The sequence below is a fragment of the Pseudomonas sp. JY-Q genome (genome assembly GCF_001655295.1).
In the GTDB taxonomy this organism is placed as follows: Bacteria; Pseudomonadota; Gammaproteobacteria; order Pseudomonadales; family Pseudomonadaceae; genus Aquipseudomonas; species Aquipseudomonas alloputida.
Window position 1 is genome coordinate 5,256,289 of record NZ_CP011525.1, and the last position, 19,794, is coordinate 5,276,082.

General features: G+C 61.6%; 15 protein-coding genes and 2 pseudogenes. 4 read left to right on the top strand and 13 right to left on the bottom strand.

All coding sequences use genetic code 11. From position 1 onward, the window contains the following. The first annotated feature begins 7 nt into the window (after positions 1 to 7). Positions 8 to 736 (top strand): sulfate transporter CysZ, encoded by a 729-nt coding sequence (cysZ, locus tag AA098_RS23530; protein WP_019436949.1) that lies wholly within the window; start codon positions 8 to 10, stop codon positions 734 to 736. Positions 737 to 1,054: 318 nt separating this feature from the next. Here the strand turns inward: cysZ and AA098_RS23535 are convergent, their stop codons facing one another. The 4 genes and pseudogenes from AA098_RS23535 to AA098_RS30320 form a co-directional block, all read right to left on the bottom strand. Beyond that, on the bottom strand, positions 1,055 to 1,678 hold the full coding sequence (locus AA098_RS23535; protein ID WP_064615039.1) for a GAD-like domain-containing protein: 624 nt from the start codon (positions 1,676 to 1,678) through the stop codon (positions 1,055 to 1,057). Positions 1,679 to 1,692: 14 nt separating this feature from the next. After that, positions 1,693 to 2,470 (bottom strand): annotated as a pseudogene (locus tag AA098_RS23540) (DUF6861 domain-containing protein). A gap of 225 nt (positions 2,471 to 2,695) precedes the next feature. After that, complete coding sequence (locus AA098_RS30315) at positions 2,696 to 3,127, bottom strand: methyl-accepting chemotaxis protein (protein WP_370626866.1); 432 nt, start codon at positions 3,125 to 3,127, stop codon at positions 2,696 to 2,698. A 162-nt stretch (positions 3,128 to 3,289) separates the two neighbouring features. Further along, a pseudogene (locus AA098_RS30320) lies at positions 3,290 to 4,033 on the bottom strand (PAS domain-containing protein); the annotation flags it as partial. 157 nt (positions 4,034 to 4,190) lie between these two features. On the opposite strand from AA098_RS30320, the gene AA098_RS23550 reads away from it, so the two are divergent. Further along, a complete protein-coding gene (locus AA098_RS23550) occupies positions 4,191 to 5,381 on the top strand; it encodes a glycosyltransferase family 1 protein (RefSeq protein WP_054889371.1) in 1,191 nt (396 codons plus the stop codon). 63 nt (positions 5,382 to 5,444) lie between these two features. Here AA098_RS23550 and AA098_RS23555 read toward each other — a convergent pair whose 3' ends face one another. Both AA098_RS23555 and AA098_RS23560 read right to left on the bottom strand, forming a co-directional pair. Then, entirely contained in the window at positions 5,445 to 5,927 is a 483-nt protein-coding gene (locus AA098_RS23555) for a glutathione peroxidase (RefSeq protein ID WP_014589696.1), read from the bottom strand. A 145-nt stretch (positions 5,928 to 6,072) separates the two neighbouring features. Continuing rightward, a complete protein-coding gene (locus tag AA098_RS23560; RefSeq protein ID WP_003247325.1) occupies positions 6,073 to 6,558 on the bottom strand; it encodes a peptidylprolyl isomerase in 486 nt (161 codons plus the stop codon). Here AA098_RS23560 and AA098_RS23565 point away from each other — a divergent pair. Together AA098_RS23565 and pta are read left to right on the top strand one after the other, a co-directional pair. Continuing rightward, complete coding sequence (locus AA098_RS23565; RefSeq protein ID WP_014755346.1) at positions 6,557 to 6,859, top strand: DUF3565 domain-containing protein; 303 nt, start codon at positions 6,557 to 6,559, stop codon at positions 6,857 to 6,859. The two genes, AA098_RS23560 and AA098_RS23565, sit on opposite strands and share 2 nt — an antisense overlap. A 31-nt stretch (positions 6,860 to 6,890) precedes the next feature. Next, positions 6,891 to 8,978 (top strand): phosphate acetyltransferase, encoded by a 2,088-nt coding sequence (gene pta / locus AA098_RS23570; protein WP_064615040.1) that lies wholly within the window; start codon positions 6,891 to 6,893, stop codon positions 8,976 to 8,978. Between the two features lie 79 nt (positions 8,979 to 9,057). Here the strand turns inward: pta and AA098_RS23575 are convergent, their stop codons facing one another. From AA098_RS23575 to AA098_RS23615, 7 genes are all read right to left on the bottom strand, one after another. After that, positions 9,058 to 9,777: an OmpA family protein gene (locus tag AA098_RS23575; RefSeq protein ID WP_003247328.1), complete on the bottom strand. Its 720-nt coding sequence runs from the start codon at positions 9,775 to 9,777 to the stop codon at positions 9,058 to 9,060. Between the two features lie 109 nt (positions 9,778 to 9,886). After that, positions 9,887 to 10,531 carry an MBL fold metallo-hydrolase gene (locus AA098_RS23580; protein WP_004575872.1) on the bottom strand — a complete coding sequence of 215 codons (645 nt, stop codon included), beginning with the start codon at positions 10,529 to 10,531 and terminating at the stop codon, positions 9,887 to 9,889. A gap of 334 nt (positions 10,532 to 10,865) precedes the next feature. After that, positions 10,866 to 11,558 (bottom strand): sensor histidine kinase KdpD, encoded by a 693-nt coding sequence (locus AA098_RS23590; protein ID WP_003247329.1) that lies wholly within the window; start codon positions 11,556 to 11,558, stop codon positions 10,866 to 10,868. Then, the gene (locus AA098_RS23595) at positions 11,555 to 13,162 is read right to left on the bottom strand and encodes a tetratricopeptide repeat-containing response regulator (RefSeq protein WP_003247330.1); all 1,608 of its coding nucleotides are present in this window, start codon (positions 13,160 to 13,162) and stop codon (positions 11,555 to 11,557) included. The genes AA098_RS23590 and AA098_RS23595 overlap by 4 nt, the downstream gene beginning before the upstream one ends. Before the next feature lie 159 nt (positions 13,163 to 13,321). After that, positions 13,322 to 16,039, bottom strand: coding sequence for a LuxR C-terminal-related transcriptional regulator (locus AA098_RS23600; RefSeq protein WP_064615041.1), 2,718 nt, complete (start codon positions 16,037 to 16,039; stop codon positions 13,322 to 13,324). A gap of 334 nt (positions 16,040 to 16,373) precedes the next feature. Then, positions 16,374 to 17,738 carry a DUF1329 domain-containing protein gene (locus AA098_RS23610; protein ID WP_003247334.1) on the bottom strand — a complete coding sequence of 455 codons (1,365 nt, stop codon included), beginning with the start codon at positions 17,736 to 17,738 and terminating at the stop codon, positions 16,374 to 16,376. Positions 17,739 to 17,763: 25 nt separating this feature from the next. Beyond that, on the bottom strand, positions 17,764 to 19,647 hold the full coding sequence (locus tag AA098_RS23615; RefSeq protein ID WP_064615042.1) for a DUF1302 domain-containing protein: 1,884 nt from the start codon (positions 19,645 to 19,647) through the stop codon (positions 17,764 to 17,766). Between the last annotated feature and the right edge of the window lie 147 nt (positions 19,648 to 19,794).

Here is a 19,794-nt window from a genome sequence, read left to right on the forward strand (position 1 = left end):
TATCTAGATGCAAGCCCCTGTCCTCTCTGGCCCCCAATACCTGCGCGAAGGCCTGAAACTGGTGCTGAGCCCGAACCTGCGGTTGTTCGTGCTGCTGCCGCTGGCAGTCAACCTGTTGCTGTTCGGTGGCCTGATCTACTTCGCCGGCCACCAGTTCGGCCTGTGGCTCGATGCCCTGATGCCCACGCTGCCTGACTGGTTGAGCTTCCTCAGCTACATCCTCTGGCCGCTGTTCGTTGCCTTGCTGGTGCTGATGGTGTTCTTCACGTTCACCTTGGTGGCCAATATCATTGCCGCGCCGTTCAACGGCTTTCTGGCGGAAAAGGTCGAGGTGGTAGTGCGTGGCGAAGACACCTTCCCAGCCTTCAGCTGGGGCGAGCTGGCAGCCATGGTACCGCGCACCTTCAGCCGCGAAATGCGCAAGCTGGGCTACTTCCTGCCACGCGCCATCGGCCTGTTCATCCTGTCGCTGATCCCGGTGGTCAACGTGGTGGCTGCGCCGCTGTGGCTGATCTTCGGCGTGTGGATGATGGCCATCCAGTACATCGACTACCCGGCAGACAACAACAAGATGAGCTGGCAGGACATGCTCGCCTGGCTGCGGCAGAAGCGCTGGCAAAGCCTGGGCTTTGGCGGCATCACCTACCTGGCGCTGATGATTCCTGTGGTGAACGTTCTGATGATGCCGGCGGCGGTGGCCGGGGCTACGCTGTTCTGGGTGCGGGAGCGGAGCTGATTCCTGGGCCGTGTGCGATTGACATGAATGGCGCAGGCCCCTGTGGGAGCGGCCTTGTGTCGCGATAGGGCCGCAGAGCGGCCCCAGATTTCAGCGCCACTGCACAGATTGCTGGGGCCGCTTTGCGGCCCTATCGCGACACAAGGCCGCTCCCACAAAAAAGCAGAGCGTGCCTGGCCTGGTTCACTGCCCCACTGGCTGCAAAACTGCCCCACCACATCCACCACCGGCTGCGCCCCGTCCTGAATCCCTATAATCACGCTGCCAGTCTCGTCGGCAAGCGCCAGCCTTTGCTCAGCCTGGCGGTTGACTGCGGCATTAATCTGGCTGCTCGGAAAAGGAGTAAGGTTGAAAATCTGTCAATTGCGCCAGAAAGATCAAGTGTTCAACAGCGCTGACTTTTTTTAGATGTTGCAGGGAGTCAGCCCCGCCCAGCATGAGCGCGGGGAAAAAGCCGTACATCTCGTCATGTTTAAGTCTACCCAGTTTTTCCTTGGCGGGATTGAAGAGACCATTGAAATCCATTGACTCCACTTCTCTTGACAAAACAAAGCCTTGAAGCTCCGTATTTAGTTGTTCCTTTGTGAATTCAGTTCGATAAAATATGTACTGAGACCCAACGCTTGTTATTTCCAATGAAAATCCAGTTTTTTCTCCCCAAAGGTACAAGTCTCCGAAGGCACTTCTTGCAACCAAATGATAGCTGTCGTGCGAAGCAAGTGCCGTGCCTGCAATCCAGCAGGAAACTACGGAGTCATATTCTTGCGGATTGACTAGCCAGAATATGCCCTCACCGTAGCCCCCCCACCCATGCTCGGACCAATATTCCAAGAGCTTGGGAGGAAGCTTGTCTCTGTATCTTTCGATTGTGGAGCCAGGTACTTCCCGGCGCTCAATCGGCGGACCGAAATTCTCAATCAAATTGGCAAATACTTTATCCATTTCAACCGTCTCACTTAGCACTTATGTAATTTGACATTCATGCGGATTGAGCCTCTGGACTCCAGGGGTACCCTTTCGGCCGCTTTCTTTAAGTTGGGTATCCTGGTTTTCTATTGGGCGCCTATCACTGAGTTCACCTGGCGGTCCCCAAAGTCCGATATGACGTCTCTACCTCCGGCGACGAGATCCGGATTGTGCAGTGCTGCTGTAATTGACATCCGGTTTCTGGCTTTTTCTATTGCAACCCGTTGCGCTTCAAATGGGCCCATGGTTTTCCTGAGCTCTTTTTCAATCTTTCCTTGATAAATTCTTGCTCCTTTTTTCTCGCTCTCTGGGCAAGCCCTCGATGAAGAACTCGGCAATGCAAGCCAGCCCCAGCGCGCCAAGGATCCAACCACTGACCTTGAGGCCCATGGCCGCGCCTGCGCCAGCGCCAGCGAACGGAATGGTTCCGGCGCCGCCGGCGAATGCGCCTACCCCTGCGCCAAGCAGGCCACCGGTAACGGTGCTGCCGACGACGATCATCGCCATCTGCTGCACGACCCTCAGCAGTTCGTCGACGATGCTGTTGATGTCGAGGTCGGCGAAGCGCTGGCGTAGCAGGTGCGCCGCCTGCCATTCGGCGTGGTAGAAGGCTGTGCGGACAGCTTCGATCCGGCGCAGGTTGAGGCCCAGTGAGGCGACCTCTTCATTGAGGCTGGTGCGGAACTGGCCACCGCTTGGGTAGCCCACCATGGCGATGACACGTGACTCGATCTCGTGCCAGGAGGGCACGAGGTAATCCAGGTACATGAGGTGTCTCCCTGACAACGTGTGCAGGGGGAAATCCCATCATGGATTCGGATCGGAGGTTTCTGAGTCAGTTGTAGGAAAATGCGACTTCGTTTCCGGCATGCTCGGCGAAGTTCAGCTGCTCAGTTGTTACCGTGGGTAAGGCTGGAAATTTTTATCGTTCTTGAGATCGAGCGCCGCGCAGGCGAAGCTCGATCCCATGGCCATTACAAACCCCAAGCCATATCAAAGACTCAACCGGCTGGAAAACTGCCCCACTACGTCCACTACCCGCTTCGCCCCGTCCTGGATCTCGACAATCACGCTGCCCGTCTCATCCGCCAGCGCCAGCCCCTGTTCGGCCTGGCGCTTGCTGGTGTCGATGATCGACACTGCCGCCTGCGCCAGTTGTTCGTTCTGCTGTACCACCCGGGCGATTTCTTCGGTGGCGGTGCTGGTGCGGGAGGCCAGTTGGCGCACTTCGTCGGCAACGACGGCAAAGCCCCGCCCTTGCTCACCGGCACGGGCCGCTTCGATGGCCGCGTTAAGGGCCAACAGGTTGGTCTGCCCGGCAATGTCGCTGATGGTCTTGATGATCGAACCGATCACCCGCGACTGGGTATCCAGCGCCTGGATCCCGTCGGCCGCCTCTTGCATCGAAGCCTCCAGTCCACGCATCACGGTGACAGTCTGGGTGACCACCTCGGTGGCCTTGCGAGCACTGACATCGGTACCCAGCGAGGTGTTGTAGGCGACATCTGCCGCCTCGGCCACTGCCAGCTCCTGGTTGACCTGATCGGTGATCACGGTGGCGAACTTGACCACCTTGTACAGCACATCGTGGGCATCGAAGATCGGGTTGTACGAGGCCTCCAGCCAGATCACCCGGCCATGGGCATCGATGCGCTTGAAGCGCTCGGCAACATATTCGCCACGGCGCAGCCGGTCCCAGAACGCTTGGTAGCCGGCCGAGTTGGCCTCCTGCGGTTCGCAGAACATGCGGTGGTGCTTACCGCGAATCTGCTCCAGGCGATAGCCGACGGTGGCCAGGAAACGATCGTTGGCAGTGAGAATGATGCCGTCGAGGTCGAACTCGATCACCGCAGTAGAGCGCATCAACGCCTTGATCAGGCTTTCGTGCTCGCGTGAGGTCTCAATGGTTCGGGTCAGGTCGCTGGAATGCAGGGTGAAGTACTTGATGCGCCCCTCGCTGTTCTTCACCGGCTGCAGGATCGAGCGCAGCCAGGCTTCCTGACCATTGCCCCGCAGAAGACGGAACGCACCGTTCAGGTGTTCGCCACGGCTGATCGCACTTTTCATGCGCTGGTAGAAGTCCAGCGACTTTACGTGGGCGGGGACGATGTCCTCGATATTGCGTCCAAGCAATTGTTCGGCACGGTAGAGCATCTCGCTCTCGAAGTTGCCGTTGACCATCTCGATCCGTCCCTGAGGGTCGAGCTGCAGCACCAGCATCTCGCTGTCGAGACTACTCTTGACCTGTTCGATGGACATCAGGTCTTCGCGCAGTTGCCGGATTTCTTGCTTGAGCTTGTTGTTGAACATCACCGCTCTCCTGGAGCGCATCACGTAGTCGAATGCATCTTCATCGGCTGCCGGGGACACCTTCTTGAGTGCTGTGCGAGGAAATATTCATGAAGGCAAACGTGCCAGCGGTCAGGCGTCATCTTTACGTCACAAGGCGGTCACATTAGCGCAACCCGGCAGGCGGAAACTTTTTGTCATGAATACACCCGCCCTACGCATTACCTTGGTCAGCGAAACCTTCCCACCCGAGATCAATGGCGTGGCCAACACCCTTGGCCGCCTCAGTGAAGGGTTGCGCCAACGCGGCCATGAGGTCGAGGTGGTGCGCCCACGCCAGGCAGGCGAAGGGCACGCGTACAACGACCCGCACCTGATGCTGTGCCGTGGCTGGGCGCTGCCGGGCTACCCGGGTTTGCAGTGGGGCGAGGTGTCGATGCACAAGCTGTTGCGCCGCTGGCGCCGGCAGCGCCCGGATGTACTGTACATCGCCACCGAGGGGCCGCTGGGGCTCAGCGCCCTACGCGCGGCCCGACGCCTGGGGGTGGCAGTGGTCAGTGGCTTTCACACCAACTTCCCGCAGTATTCCGGCCAGTACGGCCTTGGCCTGCTGGCGCGCCTGCTCACTCACTACTTGCGCTGGTTCCATCGGCGCACGGCAATCACCTTGGTGCCGAGTGCCAGCCAGCGCCTGGAGCTGGAGCGTCGCGGCTTCGAACGCCTGGAGCTGCTGGCCCGAGGGGTCGATGCCTGCCTGTTCAATCCAGCCCGGCGCAGCCAGGCCCTGCGCGAAAGCTGGGGGCTAGGCCCGGAGGATATCGCCGTACTGCATGTCGGGCGACTGGCGGCGGAAAAGAACCTAGGCCTCCTAAGGCCTTGCTTTGAGGCATTACGCACGACCTATCCACAGAAGCGCCTGCGCCTGATCATGGTCGGCGACGGGCCTCAGCGCGCCAGGCTTGAACAAGAGATACCGGACGCCGTGTTTTGCGGCGCCCAGCGCGGTGAACGACTGGCCGAGCACTATGCCAGCGGCGACCTGTTCCTGTTCCCGAGCCTGACCGAAACCTTCGGCAATGTGGTGCTCGAGGCCATGGCCTCAGGGTTGGCGGTGGTTGCTTATGACGAGGCGGCCGCCGCGCAGCATATTCGCCATGGCCACAGTGGCGCGCTGGCCATGCCGGGGGACCAGGCAGCGTTTGTCGATGCAGCGTGCTGGTTGCTGGAAGAAGTGGAGACCTTGCGCAGGGTGCGCCTGAATGCGCGACAGCATGCCAGCCGTCAGGGCTGGCCGGCGATTGTCGAACAGTTCGAGGGGTATCTGAACAGCGCATGCCGGCAACCTGGTGCTACGGCTGGGCGTTCTGCGCAATTTTTGCAGCGCCTGTGAGATCCAGCGCCACCCGCGCGGCACTCGATCTCACAGGTGCCAAAACATCACGTCAGGCACTCTTCAGGCCAGGGCTTTCTCGATGGCCTGCACCACCGCTGGGTCATCCGGCGCCGTGCGCGGCGAGAAACGCGCCAGCACCCGGCCATCCTTGCCCACCAGAAACTTCTCGAAATTCCAGGTAATGTCACCGGGGAACTCGGCCCCCTCGCCTGCCAGCAGGCGGTACAACGAATGGCGCTGCGGCCCGTTGACCTCCAGCTTGCCCCCCAGCGGGAAGCTGACCCCGTAGTTGAGGCTGCAGAAGTCCTGGATTTCCTTTTCGCTACCCGGCTCCTGCCCGGCAAACTGGTTGCACGGCAGGCCAAGCACATTGAAGCCCTTGTCCTTGTAGATCTGGTAGAGGTTTTCCAGGGCCTTGTATTGTGGCGTCAGGCCACATTTGGAGGCGACGTTGACCACCAGCACCACTTGGCCCTTGAAGGGTGCGAGGGGCAGCTCTCCGCCGTTCAGCGCTTCCAGTTTCAGGTCGTGAAATGCACTCATGATGAAATCCCCTCTCAGGTTCCCGGTTGCCGTGCAGGCGAATTTCGCCCACTAAAAAGGCGCTCGTCCAAACCGTTCACCTCCCGTAGGAAGGCAAATCGGCTTGCCCGAGCGCCTGGCGACTTTCTGAGCTTAGCGCAGAAAATCAGTGGTGATGGCCACCTTCACCGTGGATGTGACGGTGAGCGATTTCTTCGTCGCTGGCGTCACGCACGTTCACAACCTTGACCTGGAAGGTCAGGCGCTGACCGGCCAGTGGGTGGTTGCCATCAACGGTGACGTCGTCGCCGTCGATGTCGCGGATGGTGACGATCTGCATCTGGCCGTCCGGCGCCGAAGCGTGGAACTGCATGCCCACTTCCAGCTCGTCGACACCTTCGAACAGGCTACGGTTCAGGGTGCTGACCAGTTCGGCCAGGTACTCGCCGTAGGCCTCTTCAGGTTCAATGGAAACGTTCAGCTCGTCACCAGCCTGCTTGCCTTCCAGGGCTTTTTCCAGGCCCGGGATGATGTTGCCGGCACCGTGCAGGTAAACCAGCGGCGCGCCACCGGCGGAGCTGTCGATGGTCTCCCCGGCGTCGTTGGTCAGGGTATAGTCGATGGAGACAGCCTTGTTGGCGGCGATCAGCATGGGGCAAGACCTTTTGCAAAAGAATGTAGAGCGGACAAGTGTAACCTTGCCATCGTCCGATTGCGAACGTGGTGCAGACGAGCAACGGCCCATCAGTCGGATCAACGGCTTTCATCAGGACGAAGAAGGCCACTGGGTGGTGGAACTTTCGTGCGGCCATACCCAGCACCTGCGCCACCAGCCGCCGTGGCAGGCACGCCCTTGGGTGCTCGACCCGGCACAACGTGCGCAGCACATCGGCCAGCCTTTCGCTTGCGGCTGGTGCGCACAAGGGGCCGATAGCGCTACCCTTGACCGTTAATTTCTTGCACCGCTTATTTCGAGAAGCACGCATGCAGACATTTTTCATTGCGCCGACCGACTTTGGTGTCGGCCTGACTTCGATCAGCCTGGGCCTGGTGCGCACCTTGGAGCGTGCCGGCCTGAAGGTCGGCTTCTTCAAGCCTATCGCCCAGCCCCACCCGGGTGACACCGGCCCCGAGCGCTCCACCGATCTGGTCGCCCGCACCCACGGCATCAAGCCACCGGTCCCACTGAGCCTGGCCCACGTCGAGCGCATGCTCGGCGATGGCCAACTGGACGAGCTGCTTGAAGAAATCATCCGCCTCTACCAGCAAGCCTGCGTCGGCAATGACGTGGTTGTGGTCGAGGGAATGGTGCCCACCCGCCACGCCAGCTACGCAGCACGGGTCAACCTGCACCTGGCCAAGAGCCTGGATGCCGAAGTAATCCTGGTATCGGCCCCGGAAAACGAAGTGCTCAGCGAGCTGTCTGGGCGGGTCGAACTGCAGGCCCAACTGTTTGGCGGCCCACGCGACCCGAAAGTGCTCGGGGTGATCCTCAACAAGGTGCGTACCGACGAGAGCATGGCGGACTTCGCCACCCGCCTGCGCGAGCACTCGCCATTGCTGCGTGGCAATGACTTCCGCCTGCTTGGCTGCATCCCCTACCAGCCCGAGCTGAACGCACCGCGGACACGCGATGTGGCCGAGCTGCTCGGCGCCCAGGTGCTCAATGCCGGCGATTACGAGCAGCGGCGCATGAGCAAGATCATCATCTGTGCACGCACGGTGGCCAACACGGTCCCGCTACTGACCTCGGGTACCCTGGTGGTAACCCCGGGCGACCGCGACGACATCATCCTCGCTGTCAGCCTGGCAGCGATCAATGGCGTCCCCCTGGCCGGCTTGCTGCTGACCAGCGACAGCAAGCCTGACGTGCGCATCCTCGGCCTGTGCCGCGGTGCACTGCAGGCCGGCCTGCCGATCCTTTCGGTCAGCACCGGCTCGTACGACACCGCCAACCAGCTCAACTCGCTGAACCGCGAAATCCCGGTGGACGACCGCGAGCGTGCCGAGTTCATCACCGACTTCGTCGCCAGCCACCTCGACGCGGCCTGGCTGCACCAACGCTGCGGCACGCCGCGCGAACTGCGCCTGTCGCCGGCAGTGTTCCGCTACCAGCTGATCCAGCGTGCGCAGCAAGCCAACAAGCGCATCGTCCTGCCAGAAGGCGCCGAGCCACTGTTGGTGCAGGCCGCAGCCATCTGCCAGGCCCGCGGCATCGCCCGCTGCGTGCTGCTGGCCAAACCCGAAGACGTCGACGCCGTGGCCCGCGCCCAGGGCATCACGTTGCCGCCAGGGCTGGAGATTCTCGACCCCGAACTGATTCGCGGGCGCTACGTGGAACCCATGGTCGAGCTGCGCAAAAGCAAGAACCTCAACGCACCGATGGCCGAGCAGCAGTTGGAAGACCCGGTGGTGATCGGCACCATGATGCTGGCCCTGGACGAAGTAGACGGCCTGGTCTCGGGCCTGGTGCACTCCACGGCCAACACCATCCGCCCGGCCCTGCAACTGATCAAGACCGCACCCGGCTCGAGCCTGGTCTCGTCGGTGTTCTTCATGCTGTTCCCCGAGCAGGTACTGGTGTACGGCGACTGCGTGATGAACCCGCACCCAAGCGCTGCCGAGCTGGCGGAGATTGCCCAGCAGAGTGCCGAATCGGCGCAGGCCTTCGGCATCGCGCCACGGGTGGCGATGATCAGTTATTCAAGCGATTCGGCCAGCGATGAAGAAGTCGAGAAAGTGCGCGAAGCGACACGCCTGGCACAGGACGCGGCCCAGGAGCTACTGATCGATGGGCCGTTGCAGTATGACGCAGCGGCCAACCCGGCGATCGCACGAGAGCTGGCGCCGGCGAGCCCGGTGGCCGGGCGCGCCACGGTGTTCGTGTTCCCCGACCTGAATACCGGCAATACGACCCACAAGGCGGTGCAGCGCAGTGCCGACGGGGTCAGCCTGGGGCCGATGCTGCAGGGTTTGCGCAAACCGGTGAACGACTTGCCGCGTGGGGCGCAGGTTGACGATATCGTGCATACCATTGCCCTGACGGCGATTCAGGCCAGCGTGGCGCGCTAAAAGCAGAGGCTTCTTTGCAAGCTTTGTGGGAGCGGGATTGCCCGCTCCCACAGAGCCGCAAAGCAGCCCTGAAGGTCAATCAGGGATACTGCTGAACCTGACCTTGCTGCTCATACTGCTGACCCGGAATCGGCTTCAGGTTCACTTCCACACGGCGGTTCTGCGCACGACCATTGGCGTCAGCATTGCTGGCGATCGGCTGGTCCGGGCCCATGCCACGGACAGAGATACGCGAGGCATCCACACCCTGCGAAGTCAGGTAGGTACTGACCGCCTGCGCACGGCGCTGGGACAGGTCCATGTTGTGCTGGCGGCTGCCCGTGCTGTCGGTGAAGCCAACCACTTCGATGGTGTTCTGGTTGAATTGCTTGAACGAGCCAGCCAGGTTGTTCAGCGGCGAGTAGAAGCTTGGGGCGATGTTGGCCGAGTCGGTGGCGAAGGTGATGTTGCCCGGCATGATCAGCTTGATCTGGTCACCCTGACGCTGCACTTCCACACCTGTGTTGGCCATTTGCGCGCGCAGCTCGGCTTCCTGCTTGTCGGCGTAATAGCCATAACCGGCTGCAGCGGCACCCACAGCGGCAGCACCGATCAGTGCACCCTTGCCACGGTTGTTGTGGTCGATGGCAGCGCCGGCGATGGCACCGGCCAGCGCCCCCAGGCCGCCGTACTTGGCGGTCTTGCTCATCCCTGTGGAGCCCTGCGCCTGACCCTGGTTGTCGTAGGGGTTCTGGCCGGCACAGCCGGTCATCAGTGCAGCGGCGGTTGCGACGATAATCAGACGACGCATGGTGAACATGGACAAGCTCCTACTGAAATTCATAAATGCGGCAGATCCCAAAGGGTTCTATGCCAGCCTTGGAACGCATCGGCAACGAAAAATTCCATGAAAGTGCCTTCATGTGCCATCAGGCACGCACGAATGGGTTTTCCCGCATCTCGTCGCCCAAACGGGTGTCGGGCCCGTGGCCGGTCACCACGATGGCCTCTTCGTCCAGCCGGTACAGCCGCTCCTTGATGGAACGCACGATTGCCCGCTGGTCGCCACCCCACAAATCGGTGCGGCCAATCCCCCGGCGGAACAGGGTGTCACCGGCAATCAACAACTTGGCGTCGGCGAACCAAAAGCTCATCGAGCCCGGGGTATGGCCTGGCGTGTGCAACGCCACACCGCAGCCGCAGGCCAGTTCTTCGTCATCACCCAGCCAGCGGTCCGGTGCCGGTACCGGGGTGTAAGGTACGCCGAACATCTGGCACTGCATCTCAAGGTTGTCCCACAGCATCTGGTCGTCCTTGTGCAGGTGCAGCGTGGCACCCGTCAGCTCCTTGAGCTTGCCTGACGCGAGGAAGTGGTCGAAGTGCGCATGGGTGTGGATGATGCTCACCAGCGTCAGGCCGTGGACCTGCAGGCGGGCAAGGATCTTGTCCACATCACCACCCGGGTCGACGACCATGGCTTTCTTGGTCAGGGGGTCGCCGATCAGCGTGCAGTTGCACTGCAAGGGGCCGACGGGGAAGGTTTCGCGGATGAGAGCAGGCGGGGCTTGGGTCATGGTGTTCTCGCAGGTGAAGCTGGGTTCTGCTGGGAGCCTGACAGGAAAATGGGGTGGGTGCACGAGGTTCATGTCTTGAGCGAAGTGGCGCCTGTGAGCTCGAGCGCCGCCCGCGCGGCGCATCGCGAGCAAGCTCGCTCCTACATTTGTTTCGGGCCAGTTATTCCTGAGGCGGAGGTGCGCGCCACCTTGGTGCCCACCTCGATATTGCGTGGAACAAACAAGGCGGTCGCGCGCGAGGGTGCAGGCAATACTGGCCCGAAACAAATGTAGGAGCGAGCTTGCTCGCGATGCGCCGCGCGGGCGGCGCTCGATCGCCCAGGCACCCAATACCTCAAGGCAAAAACAACCTGAACAACCCGCCCCCAAGCGCCCCGCCGTTGGAGATCTCGATCCGCCCGCGCACCCCGCCGCTTTCATGCAACGCTGCGATCCGCGCCGCAAAATACAACCCAAGGCCAGTGCTGCCGCTGGTCGAGTCGATGCCCTGGATGTACTCCTCCTGGCGCTCGAGCATGTGCTTTGGATAACCCGGGCCGTCATCATTGACGCAAATGGCCAACTGGTTATCGGCCTCTTCGATGGTGATCAGCAAGGCGTGCCCGGCAAAGCGGGTGGCGTTGGTGATAACGTTGGAGATCACCGAGGCCACCAGTTCGCGGTCGAAGAAACCCAGCGGGTTGTCGGTGTCGATACGCCAGGTGGCGAGAATGTCGTTGTGCTTGAGTACTTCCTCGTGCGCCGCCAACTGGGCTTCGATGAAATCATCCAGCTCATGGTAGTCCGGGCATACCGGCAACTGGTTCACACCCAGTTTGTACAAGCCCAGCAACTGCACCAGCATGCCGTTGAGGTGACGAAATTCATGCTCCATGATCCCCTGTTCGGCACCGCCGCGCAGTTCCTCGGGCAAGCGTTCCACCCACTGGCTGTGGGACTGGATCAGCGCCGACAACGAACTTTTGAGGTCGTGCACGGTGGAGGCGATCACCGTGGAAAAATCCAGCCCCTGATTGTCTTGATTCATGCGCCGAACACTCGGATGTGCAGTTTGCGGTAACGGTCATAGCGATTGTCGCTGGCAGGGATACCGGCCACGCTGGTCAAGGCGTCGCGGCACTCCTGCATGATCGCAGGCTGAGGGTTGTCACCGCCGATGCGCAGCAGCGCCTGGGCGGTATTGAGGGCGATGCTGATGTTCTTCGGCTGTAAACCCAATGCCTTTCGGAACAGTTGCAACGCCTCGCCAAGCTGCCCTCCCTGGTAACTGCGCACACCCTGCCGATTGAGGGTGACCGCTTCGGTAATGGCGTTGAGCACGCTGGGGTCATCCGTCAGCTTGCCCACTTTCTCCATGACCTTGGGGTCATCGCCATAACTTTCCACGCAGTTCTTCAGCACGCCGATGGCGGCGGCTTCCTGCCCCATCGCCTGCAGTTGCGCAGCGACAGTCAGGGCCGAATCGACAGAGAAGAACTGGTTCATCTTGTCCAGGCGCTGAATCGCCTGTTCTGTCAGCTTGCCGGCCGTTTCCGGGTCGCCGGCCTGCTGCAGGCTGGCAGCCTTCATCATCCGCGCACGTACCTGCAGGCCTTGGTCCTCGGGGTTTTCCTTGGCCACTTCGCTGAGCGTGGTGTTGATCTCGACCCGGGTGCGGGCGTCCAGGCCGAAGCCTGCATTCTTGCTCATCAGCGCCTGCACCAGGCCAAGGTTGTTTTCGGCATCCTTGTAGCGCGAACTCTGCCCCTGGTTCACCGCATGGCGGAACGCCTTCGATGCGCTCTCGAAGTCTTCGTTCTCCAGCGCCAGCTTGCCCAACGTCGACTGCCGACGCACCGACAAAGGCGACAGGCGCACGGCTTCTTCAAGCAAGTTCTGCGCGCGCCGGGTATCACCCTGCGCCACCAGCACCTCGGCCATGCCATCGTAAAGGCCTGGCATGATCGGGAACGCCTTGAGCGCCTGCTCGTATACACCCTGGGCCTGGGCATTCTGACCACGCTTGTGCATCAGTGCGCCCAACGCGGCATATACCCACGGCTGCGGACGGCTGGCCAGGATGGCCTTGAGGAATTTTTCCAGTTCCTCGAAACGGTTGAGGTTGCGCAGGGCATCGGCCCGGTAGCGCAAGCACAAGGGCGCCAGGCGCGGATCCTTCTTGCACAGCTCGGCGCAGGCCGCCAGTACTTCGGCCGGACGGTTGCGGTCCAGCGCCTGCAGGATCGGCTTCAGCAACGTCTTGCGCTGGAACAGTTTCTCGACGCGCTGGGCCAGGCCAACCCGGTTGAACGGTTTGGTCAGGTAGGCATCGGGCTCGTGCTCGATGGCGCTAAGGACAATCGCCTGACTGCTCTCGGCAGTGACCATGATGAACACGCACTCATGGCTGATGTGCTTGTCGATGATCAGGTCTTCAAGCACCTGCTGCCCGTTCTTCTTGCCATCACCCAGATGGAAGTCCTGCAGGATGAAGTCATAGCGCTTCTGCGCGCACATGCGCAGCGCCTGCTCGCCGCTGTCAGCGGTGTCCACGTCGCGCACGCCCAACTCGCGCAACATGGAACGGGTCGACGTACGAAAGTCGGTAAAGTCGTCGACGATCAGAAAGCTCTTTTGCCCGTACTGCAGCATCAACACGACCTGCCTTGGAATGATTGAAAAATCGCGCGAGGCGATGCCACCGATCGCTGTATCGGCAGCTGGTCGGGAAAGATGAGGGTAGAGCATTGTCGGCCAAAAACTATGGCTTCAGGCCATCACTTTAACGAGCAATGACCTGCAGGGCCAGTATCACGCCAGCAACCCCAGGGATTTGGCCTTGGCCACCGCCTGGGTGCGCCGCTCCACGCCCAACTTGCTGTTGATGTGGCTGGCGTGGGTCTTCACCGTGTGCAGGGAAATGAACAGCTGCTCGCTGATCTGCTGATTGGAACAGCCTTGGGCAATCAGTTCGAGCACAGCCATTTCGCGGCCACTCAGCGCTTCGCCGTTGCCCGTACTGGCAATTGGCAGTGGCGGCAGGTGCTTGAGCAGTTCCGCCTGAACCGGGCAAGCGGCACCTGCCTGCAGTTGTTCATGAAGCCATTGCGGGTGTTTTTCCAGCAGTGGCTGCATTGGCTGCATCACACCGCCATGCGCCGCTTCCAGCAAACTTGGCAGCAACTGCGCGGCCTGCCCTTCCTTGCCTTCGTCCAACAGCAGGGAGAGCCATTGGCACAGGGCGCTGACGGCGAGCATCATGCCGCCACTGGCCTGGCCGCGCTTTACCAGGCATGCCAGGCGTTGCACGGCATCGTCGCTACGCAACTGGATGCGATCGAGCGATGCCTGCTGCAACGCAATGTGCAACGGCAGCAGCGGATGGAATTCCGGTGCCGCCGCCGGCTGCTCGCCGCCATAGGTCTGGCCCAGGCGCTGCAGCCAGGACTCCGCCAGGTCGATACGCCCCTGGGCCAGCCACAGTTCGCATTTGACCAGGGTAATCATGGCCAGGTAGTAGACCGGGGGCACATCCCAGATGTGCATCAAGCGCTCGGCCTCGGCCAGTTCGGCAAAGGCCTCGGCAAAGTGACCTTCCCGGCCATCGAGCGTGGCAATCACGCAATGGCCGATGAGCACACTGATGTCCCGGCACGCTCGCGCCTCACCCAGCCCTGCGCGCAAACGTGCGCGGCCCTGAGCCGGCTGCAGACGCGAGACCAGCAGGTAACCTTCGTAAAGCGTCAGCCGCGCACGCACGGCATACAGCCGCTGCGCCGAAAGCCCTTGCAGACGTTGCAGGCCCTGGCGCACTTCGTCCAGCGCGCGCAGCACCTCGCCACGGGCATGCAGCACCCGCGCCCGGTCGTAATGCGCCAGCGCCTCGAACAAGGGGTTACCGACCCGCTGGGCCAGCTCCAGGGCCTCGCGGTTCCAGCCTCGGGCCCGCCAGAAGTCGCCATCGGCAATGGCCAGGTTGGACAGCGTCGACAAACACACCAGGCGTTGGCCGTAGCGCTTGCTCGGCAGACTCTGCAGCGCTTCGCCGCAATAGGCCAGGGTGCGCTCGCGGTCGCCACGGCCACGGGCAATGACCCCACTGAGTGCCAGCCATTGGGCCAGCATCGACTTTTGCGCGGTCGCCGAAGGCGCGGGCAGAAAGCGACTGAGGTAACCGGCCAGTTCCTCGGCAGCATCCAGCTGGCAAGCCAGGCCCAACGCCCAGCTGTACAGCACGATCAGCCGCGGCGTGCTGATCAACAGACTGTCGGGCAGGTCCATCTTCCAACGCAGCAACATGCCGACGTTCTGCTCGGCCAGCAGTTGCTCCTCGGACAGACTTTGCACCAGGTCGGCGGCAACATCGAGGTGGCCGGCACGCAAAGCCTGCTCCACCGCCTCGTCCAGCAGGTCCTGAGCTTCAAACCAGCGGCAGGCCCGCAAATGCAGAGCGACCTGCGATTCGCTCGCCTGGCGGCTGCGCAGCAGGTCGGAGAACAAATGGTGATAGCGGAACCAGTGCCCATGCTCGTCCAGCGGCACAAGGAACACCTGATGCGCCTGCAGGAAGCTCAGGACGGCGGCACTGTCGTGGCGGCCACGCATCGCATCGCAAAGCGGAGCGCAGAAACGCTCCTGGCAGGCGGTTTCGTACAAGAAAGCCTGCACGTCTGCAGGTAGCCTATCGATGACTTCTTCAAGCAGGTAGTCGCGGATCAGTCCCTCGCCACCATGCAGCGCCTGGGGCAAGGCTTGCTCATCGGCGCTGTCGCTGGCCGCCAGCTGCCAGAAACGCAGCCCGGCGACCCAGCCGTCGCTGCGCTGGATCAGGTTGTCCAGTGCCTGGCCGCGCAGGCCAGTAGGCTGGCGACCGATCACTGCCAACGACTCATCCGCGGTGAGGCGCAGGTCCTGTTCGTTAAGCTCGACCAACTGCCGGGACAGGCGCAGCCGCGCCAGGTGCCAGTCTGGCCGCTGGCGGCTGGTCACCAGCAACACCAGGCCGGGTGGCAGATGATTGAGGAAGAACTGCAGGCAACGGTCAAGCACCGGCCCTTGGGCCAGGTGATAGTCGTCCAGTACCAGCAGCAGCGGCGTATCAGCTTGCAGGTACAGCGCCAGCTCATCGAGCAGGCCATCGAGCCACTCTTCAAAGGCAAACGGCTGATGGCGCTGGCGCATTTTCAGCAGGCCCATGGCCTGGCCGCCCAGTGCCGGGCAGTATTGCTGCAGGCCTTCAAGCAAGCGCTCAAGGAAGCGGCCAGGGTCGGCGTCCCGCTGGCTCAGGCCAAGCCACAGGCTACGCCAGTGCTCGGGCAGTGTTTCGCAAAACTCGATGGCCAGGGAGCTTTTGCCGAAACCCGCCGGGGCATTGACCAGCAGCAGCCGCCCGCCCAAACCGGCTTCCAGCCGCTGGCACAAACGCAGGCGCTGCACATGGCCATCCGGCAGCGGCGGCCGGAAGAAACGCCCGTCCCGCAGGCCAAGGGCCTGACTCGCGAATCCATGCGTACGGGACAGATCTGTCATGGCCGGCTCGTTCTGGTTGGAAGACAACGGCGGTATGGATGTTTGCGAGACTAGCCGTTAACGCTGCGCATTTGAAGATGATGGACGCAATTGGCATGGAAAAGACTGCGACAAAAAGCAACATGGCTGATGGACAGGGGCTGGGGCGGGGGTTTGGGGAGGTATTCAGGCGGCTTATTGCGTTGTCCGGCCTCTTCGTGGGTGAACCCGCTTCTACAGGGCTGCGCGGAGCCTGTAGGAGCGGGTTCGCCCGCGAAGAGGCCGGCTCAGGAAATAGAAACGCCCCGGCGAGCCGGGGCGTTCTGGGGATCACACGGCGTTCAGTGATTTCAGCTTAGCGAATACCCGACTGACGCAGCGCTGCAGGCTGGAAATCGGCCTTGCTGGCACTGAAGCCAAAGTCGTAAGCGCGCTTCTCTTCGTTCTTCATGCCCAGGGCCAGGTAACGACCGGACTGCAGGTCGTAGATGGTTTCCAGGGTGTACCAAGGCACTTCCACGTTGTAATAAGGCTGAGCATGGGCCTCGGACACGCGCCACAGTTGGCCACGGCCGTCGTACTGGTCGATCACTGCGGCCTGCCAGGTGTCCTCATCGATGTAGAAATCACGCTTGGCGTAGATGTGCCGCTGGCCTGGCTTGAGGGTTGCGACTACGTGCCAGACGCGGCGCAACTCGTAACGGGCCAGGTCCTGGTTGATGTGCCCAGCCTTGATGATGTCGGCATACTTGAGCTTCGGATCATCCAGTTTGAAGGCGTTCGATGCGATGTACAGCTCCTTCTTGCCTTCCAGCTTCCAGTCGTAGCGGTCTGGCGCACCGTTGAACATGTCCAGGTTGTCCGAGGTACGCAGGCCGTCGGCGGCGGTACCCGGGCCGTCATACGACACTTGCGGCGCCTGGCGCACGCGACGCTGGCCGGCGTTGTAGATCCACGCCTTGCGCGGCTCCTTCACCTGGTCGAGGGTTTCGTGCACCAGCAGCACGGTCCCGGCCAGGCGCGCTGGCGCGGTCACTTCCTGCTTGAAGTAGAACAGGATGTTGCCTGGGTTGTTCGGGTCGTAATCCTTCATCTTGTCGCGGAAGACGAACTGGTCGGAGAAGTAAACCGGGCTGAAAGAGCCGTTCTGCTGTGGCGTGGCCTGGATCACCAGGCGGCTGACACTGCCCCCTCGGTAACGGGTGATGTGGTTCCAGATCACTTCCAGACCGCTTTTCGGGATCGGGAACGGCACCGCCGTGTTGAAGTTGTTCAAACCGTTGCCGCCTTCCGTCAGCGTGGTCTGGGTGGCGTTTTTCTTGATGGCGGCGAACACGTCCGCAGGTACCGTGGAGCCGCGATGGGTTTTGAATACTGGGATCTTGAAGGTGTCCGGGTAGCGCTTGAGCATGGCCAGCTGGCCCGGCGAAAGCTTGTCCTTGTACTGCTCGGCGTTTTGCGCAGTGATGGTGAACAGCGGCTTTTCACTGCCGTACGGGTCGGACAGGAAGCCCTTGCCGTCAACACTGCCTGCGGTCTTCGACAGCGGCTCCCATGGGCCGATCGAGCCGTCGGCGTTGCCGGCCTTCTCAGCACCCATCGGAGTCAGGGTGCTGCCCAGCTTGGCCGCCTCGTCGGCGGATACCGCAGCCATGACGCTGGTCGCCAGCAGGGACAGGCCCAGTACACCGGCTTGCAGTAGACTTCTGGTCTTGTTCATGTCGTGTCGTCCTGGATCTGTATGCTTAGAAGTTCACGCCGAAGCTGAGGGCGACGAAGTCGCGGTCATCCACGGTGGTGTACTTGCCGTCAAAGAAGTTGGTGTACGACAGGCTCGCCGTATAGGTGTTCTGGTACTCGGCGTCCAGGCCCAGGCTGACTGCCTTGCGGCCTTCCTCGAAGTTGCCGCCAGGGCCGGGCGAGTAGCCGGAGACATCATGGGACCAGGCCACGCTTGGTTTGAGGTTGACCCCGGCGAATACGTCGTTGTAGTCCCAGATGGCACGGGCGCGGTAGCCCCAGGAAGTCGAGGTGGTAAAGCCGTCGTTTTCGCAGTTGCGATCAAGGTTCGCGGTTGAGGAGCCAAGCCCCGAACCGACGATGGTGGCACCGTTGAGAGTGGCGCAGGTGCCGTTTGGCAATGGGCCCGGGCCATAGACCGGGTCACGCCCGTAGCGCGCCTTGCTGTTGCTTTCCAGCCCACCCACATGGGTAACGCCGACTTCGCCGACCACGGTAAGGCGGCTGGCACCCATGACCTGGTCGAAGAAGTGCGTGAAGGTAGTCTGGAACTGGGTGACCTCCTTGCGCCGGTAGCCGTGCAGGTCTTGTCCTGGAGTGCCAGTCAGCACCGAGGCATTGTTGTAGGGCGCTCTATCGATCGGCCTTACACCGGCAAACAGAATATCTGTGGAGTTGAGTTGCACTGGAGCGTTAGGGCGGTAGCTAAGTTCGCCGCTCCAGGCCGTGCCAGTAGGCAATGTGGTGGAGAAGCTCAGCCCGTACAGACGGATGTCTTCCGGATACTCGACGAAGTACTGGGAGTTGCCTGCAATGATCAACGGCGCCAGCGCTCGTACCGCAGGTGACGCGAGTGGGTTGTTCACCAGGTTGAACAGCGCCTGCGGCGCCCCGGTAGCACTGAAGATCGGTGCCCGGCTATGGTAGTTCATGAAGTAGGCACCGAACTCGGTATCCAGCGGCTCGAACATGTAGCGGAACGCGACGCCGAACTGGCCGCTGTCACGCGCATCGCGGTCGGCGCCACGCGGTACTTTCACACCCTCGCTGTTCACGTCCACACCAAATGCCGACAAACCGGCAAGCGCCTGGGGCGACAACGCCCTGCTACTGTTCAACACCCGCAGATTGTCACTGCAACCATCGGCAATGATGTCCGGCTGGGAGAAGAAGGTGCCGCAGTTGTCGACGACCGTCTGGTCCCATTCGATCTGGTAGAAGGCCTCGGCCGACAGGTTGTCGGTCAGGCTTTGCGACACATAGAACATGTTGACCGGAATCAGGCCTTCCTTGATCTCGGCCCCGGGACGGCGGAACGCCGACACGTCGATGGGGTTGATCGAGTTGATGCCGCCGCCGATGAAGGTACTTTCACCCCAGCTCACTACCTGTTTGCCAAACCGCACCGAGCCAGGCTGATCGCCGATGGAGTAGTTGTGGTAGACAAAGGCGTCGAGCAGCTCGGCGCCGGACGACTTGGCGCCTTCCTTGCGATTGGAGTCGCTGATGTCCTTGAACTCGCGGTGTTCGTCCTTCAGCTCGAAGTCGTACCAGTACTTGCCGCGCACGAACACACCGGTGTCGCCGTACTTGAGCTCCAGGTCATGAATGCCTTTGAAGATCTTGGAGAAGGTTTCGCCCTTCTTAAAGTTCAGGTGGCCATCGTCGGATGTCTGTGACAGGCCCTTGCCGCCGTTGTTCACCCCTATCAGGTTCTTGTTGGGGTTGGCCGTCGACCAGCTGGCGCCGATGGAGAGCGACGAGTCGAACTGGCCTTCGATTTCACCAATGTTGAAACTGACAGCGAAAGCAGGACTTGCGAGCGTGGAAGCAAGGCTGACGGCCAAGGGCAGCTTGGCCCGGCGCCAGAACAGGTTTGCAGATTTCATCGACGCTACTCCATGTACTTTTTTGTTATGGCAGTGAGTCCTTTCAAGAACGGCCCGAGCGACCGGTTTGCAGGCTTGCACCCGCGGCGACACAGCTTGCGCATGTCGCCCTCCCCCATTCCTGAAAATCCCCTGGCCCCGACTATA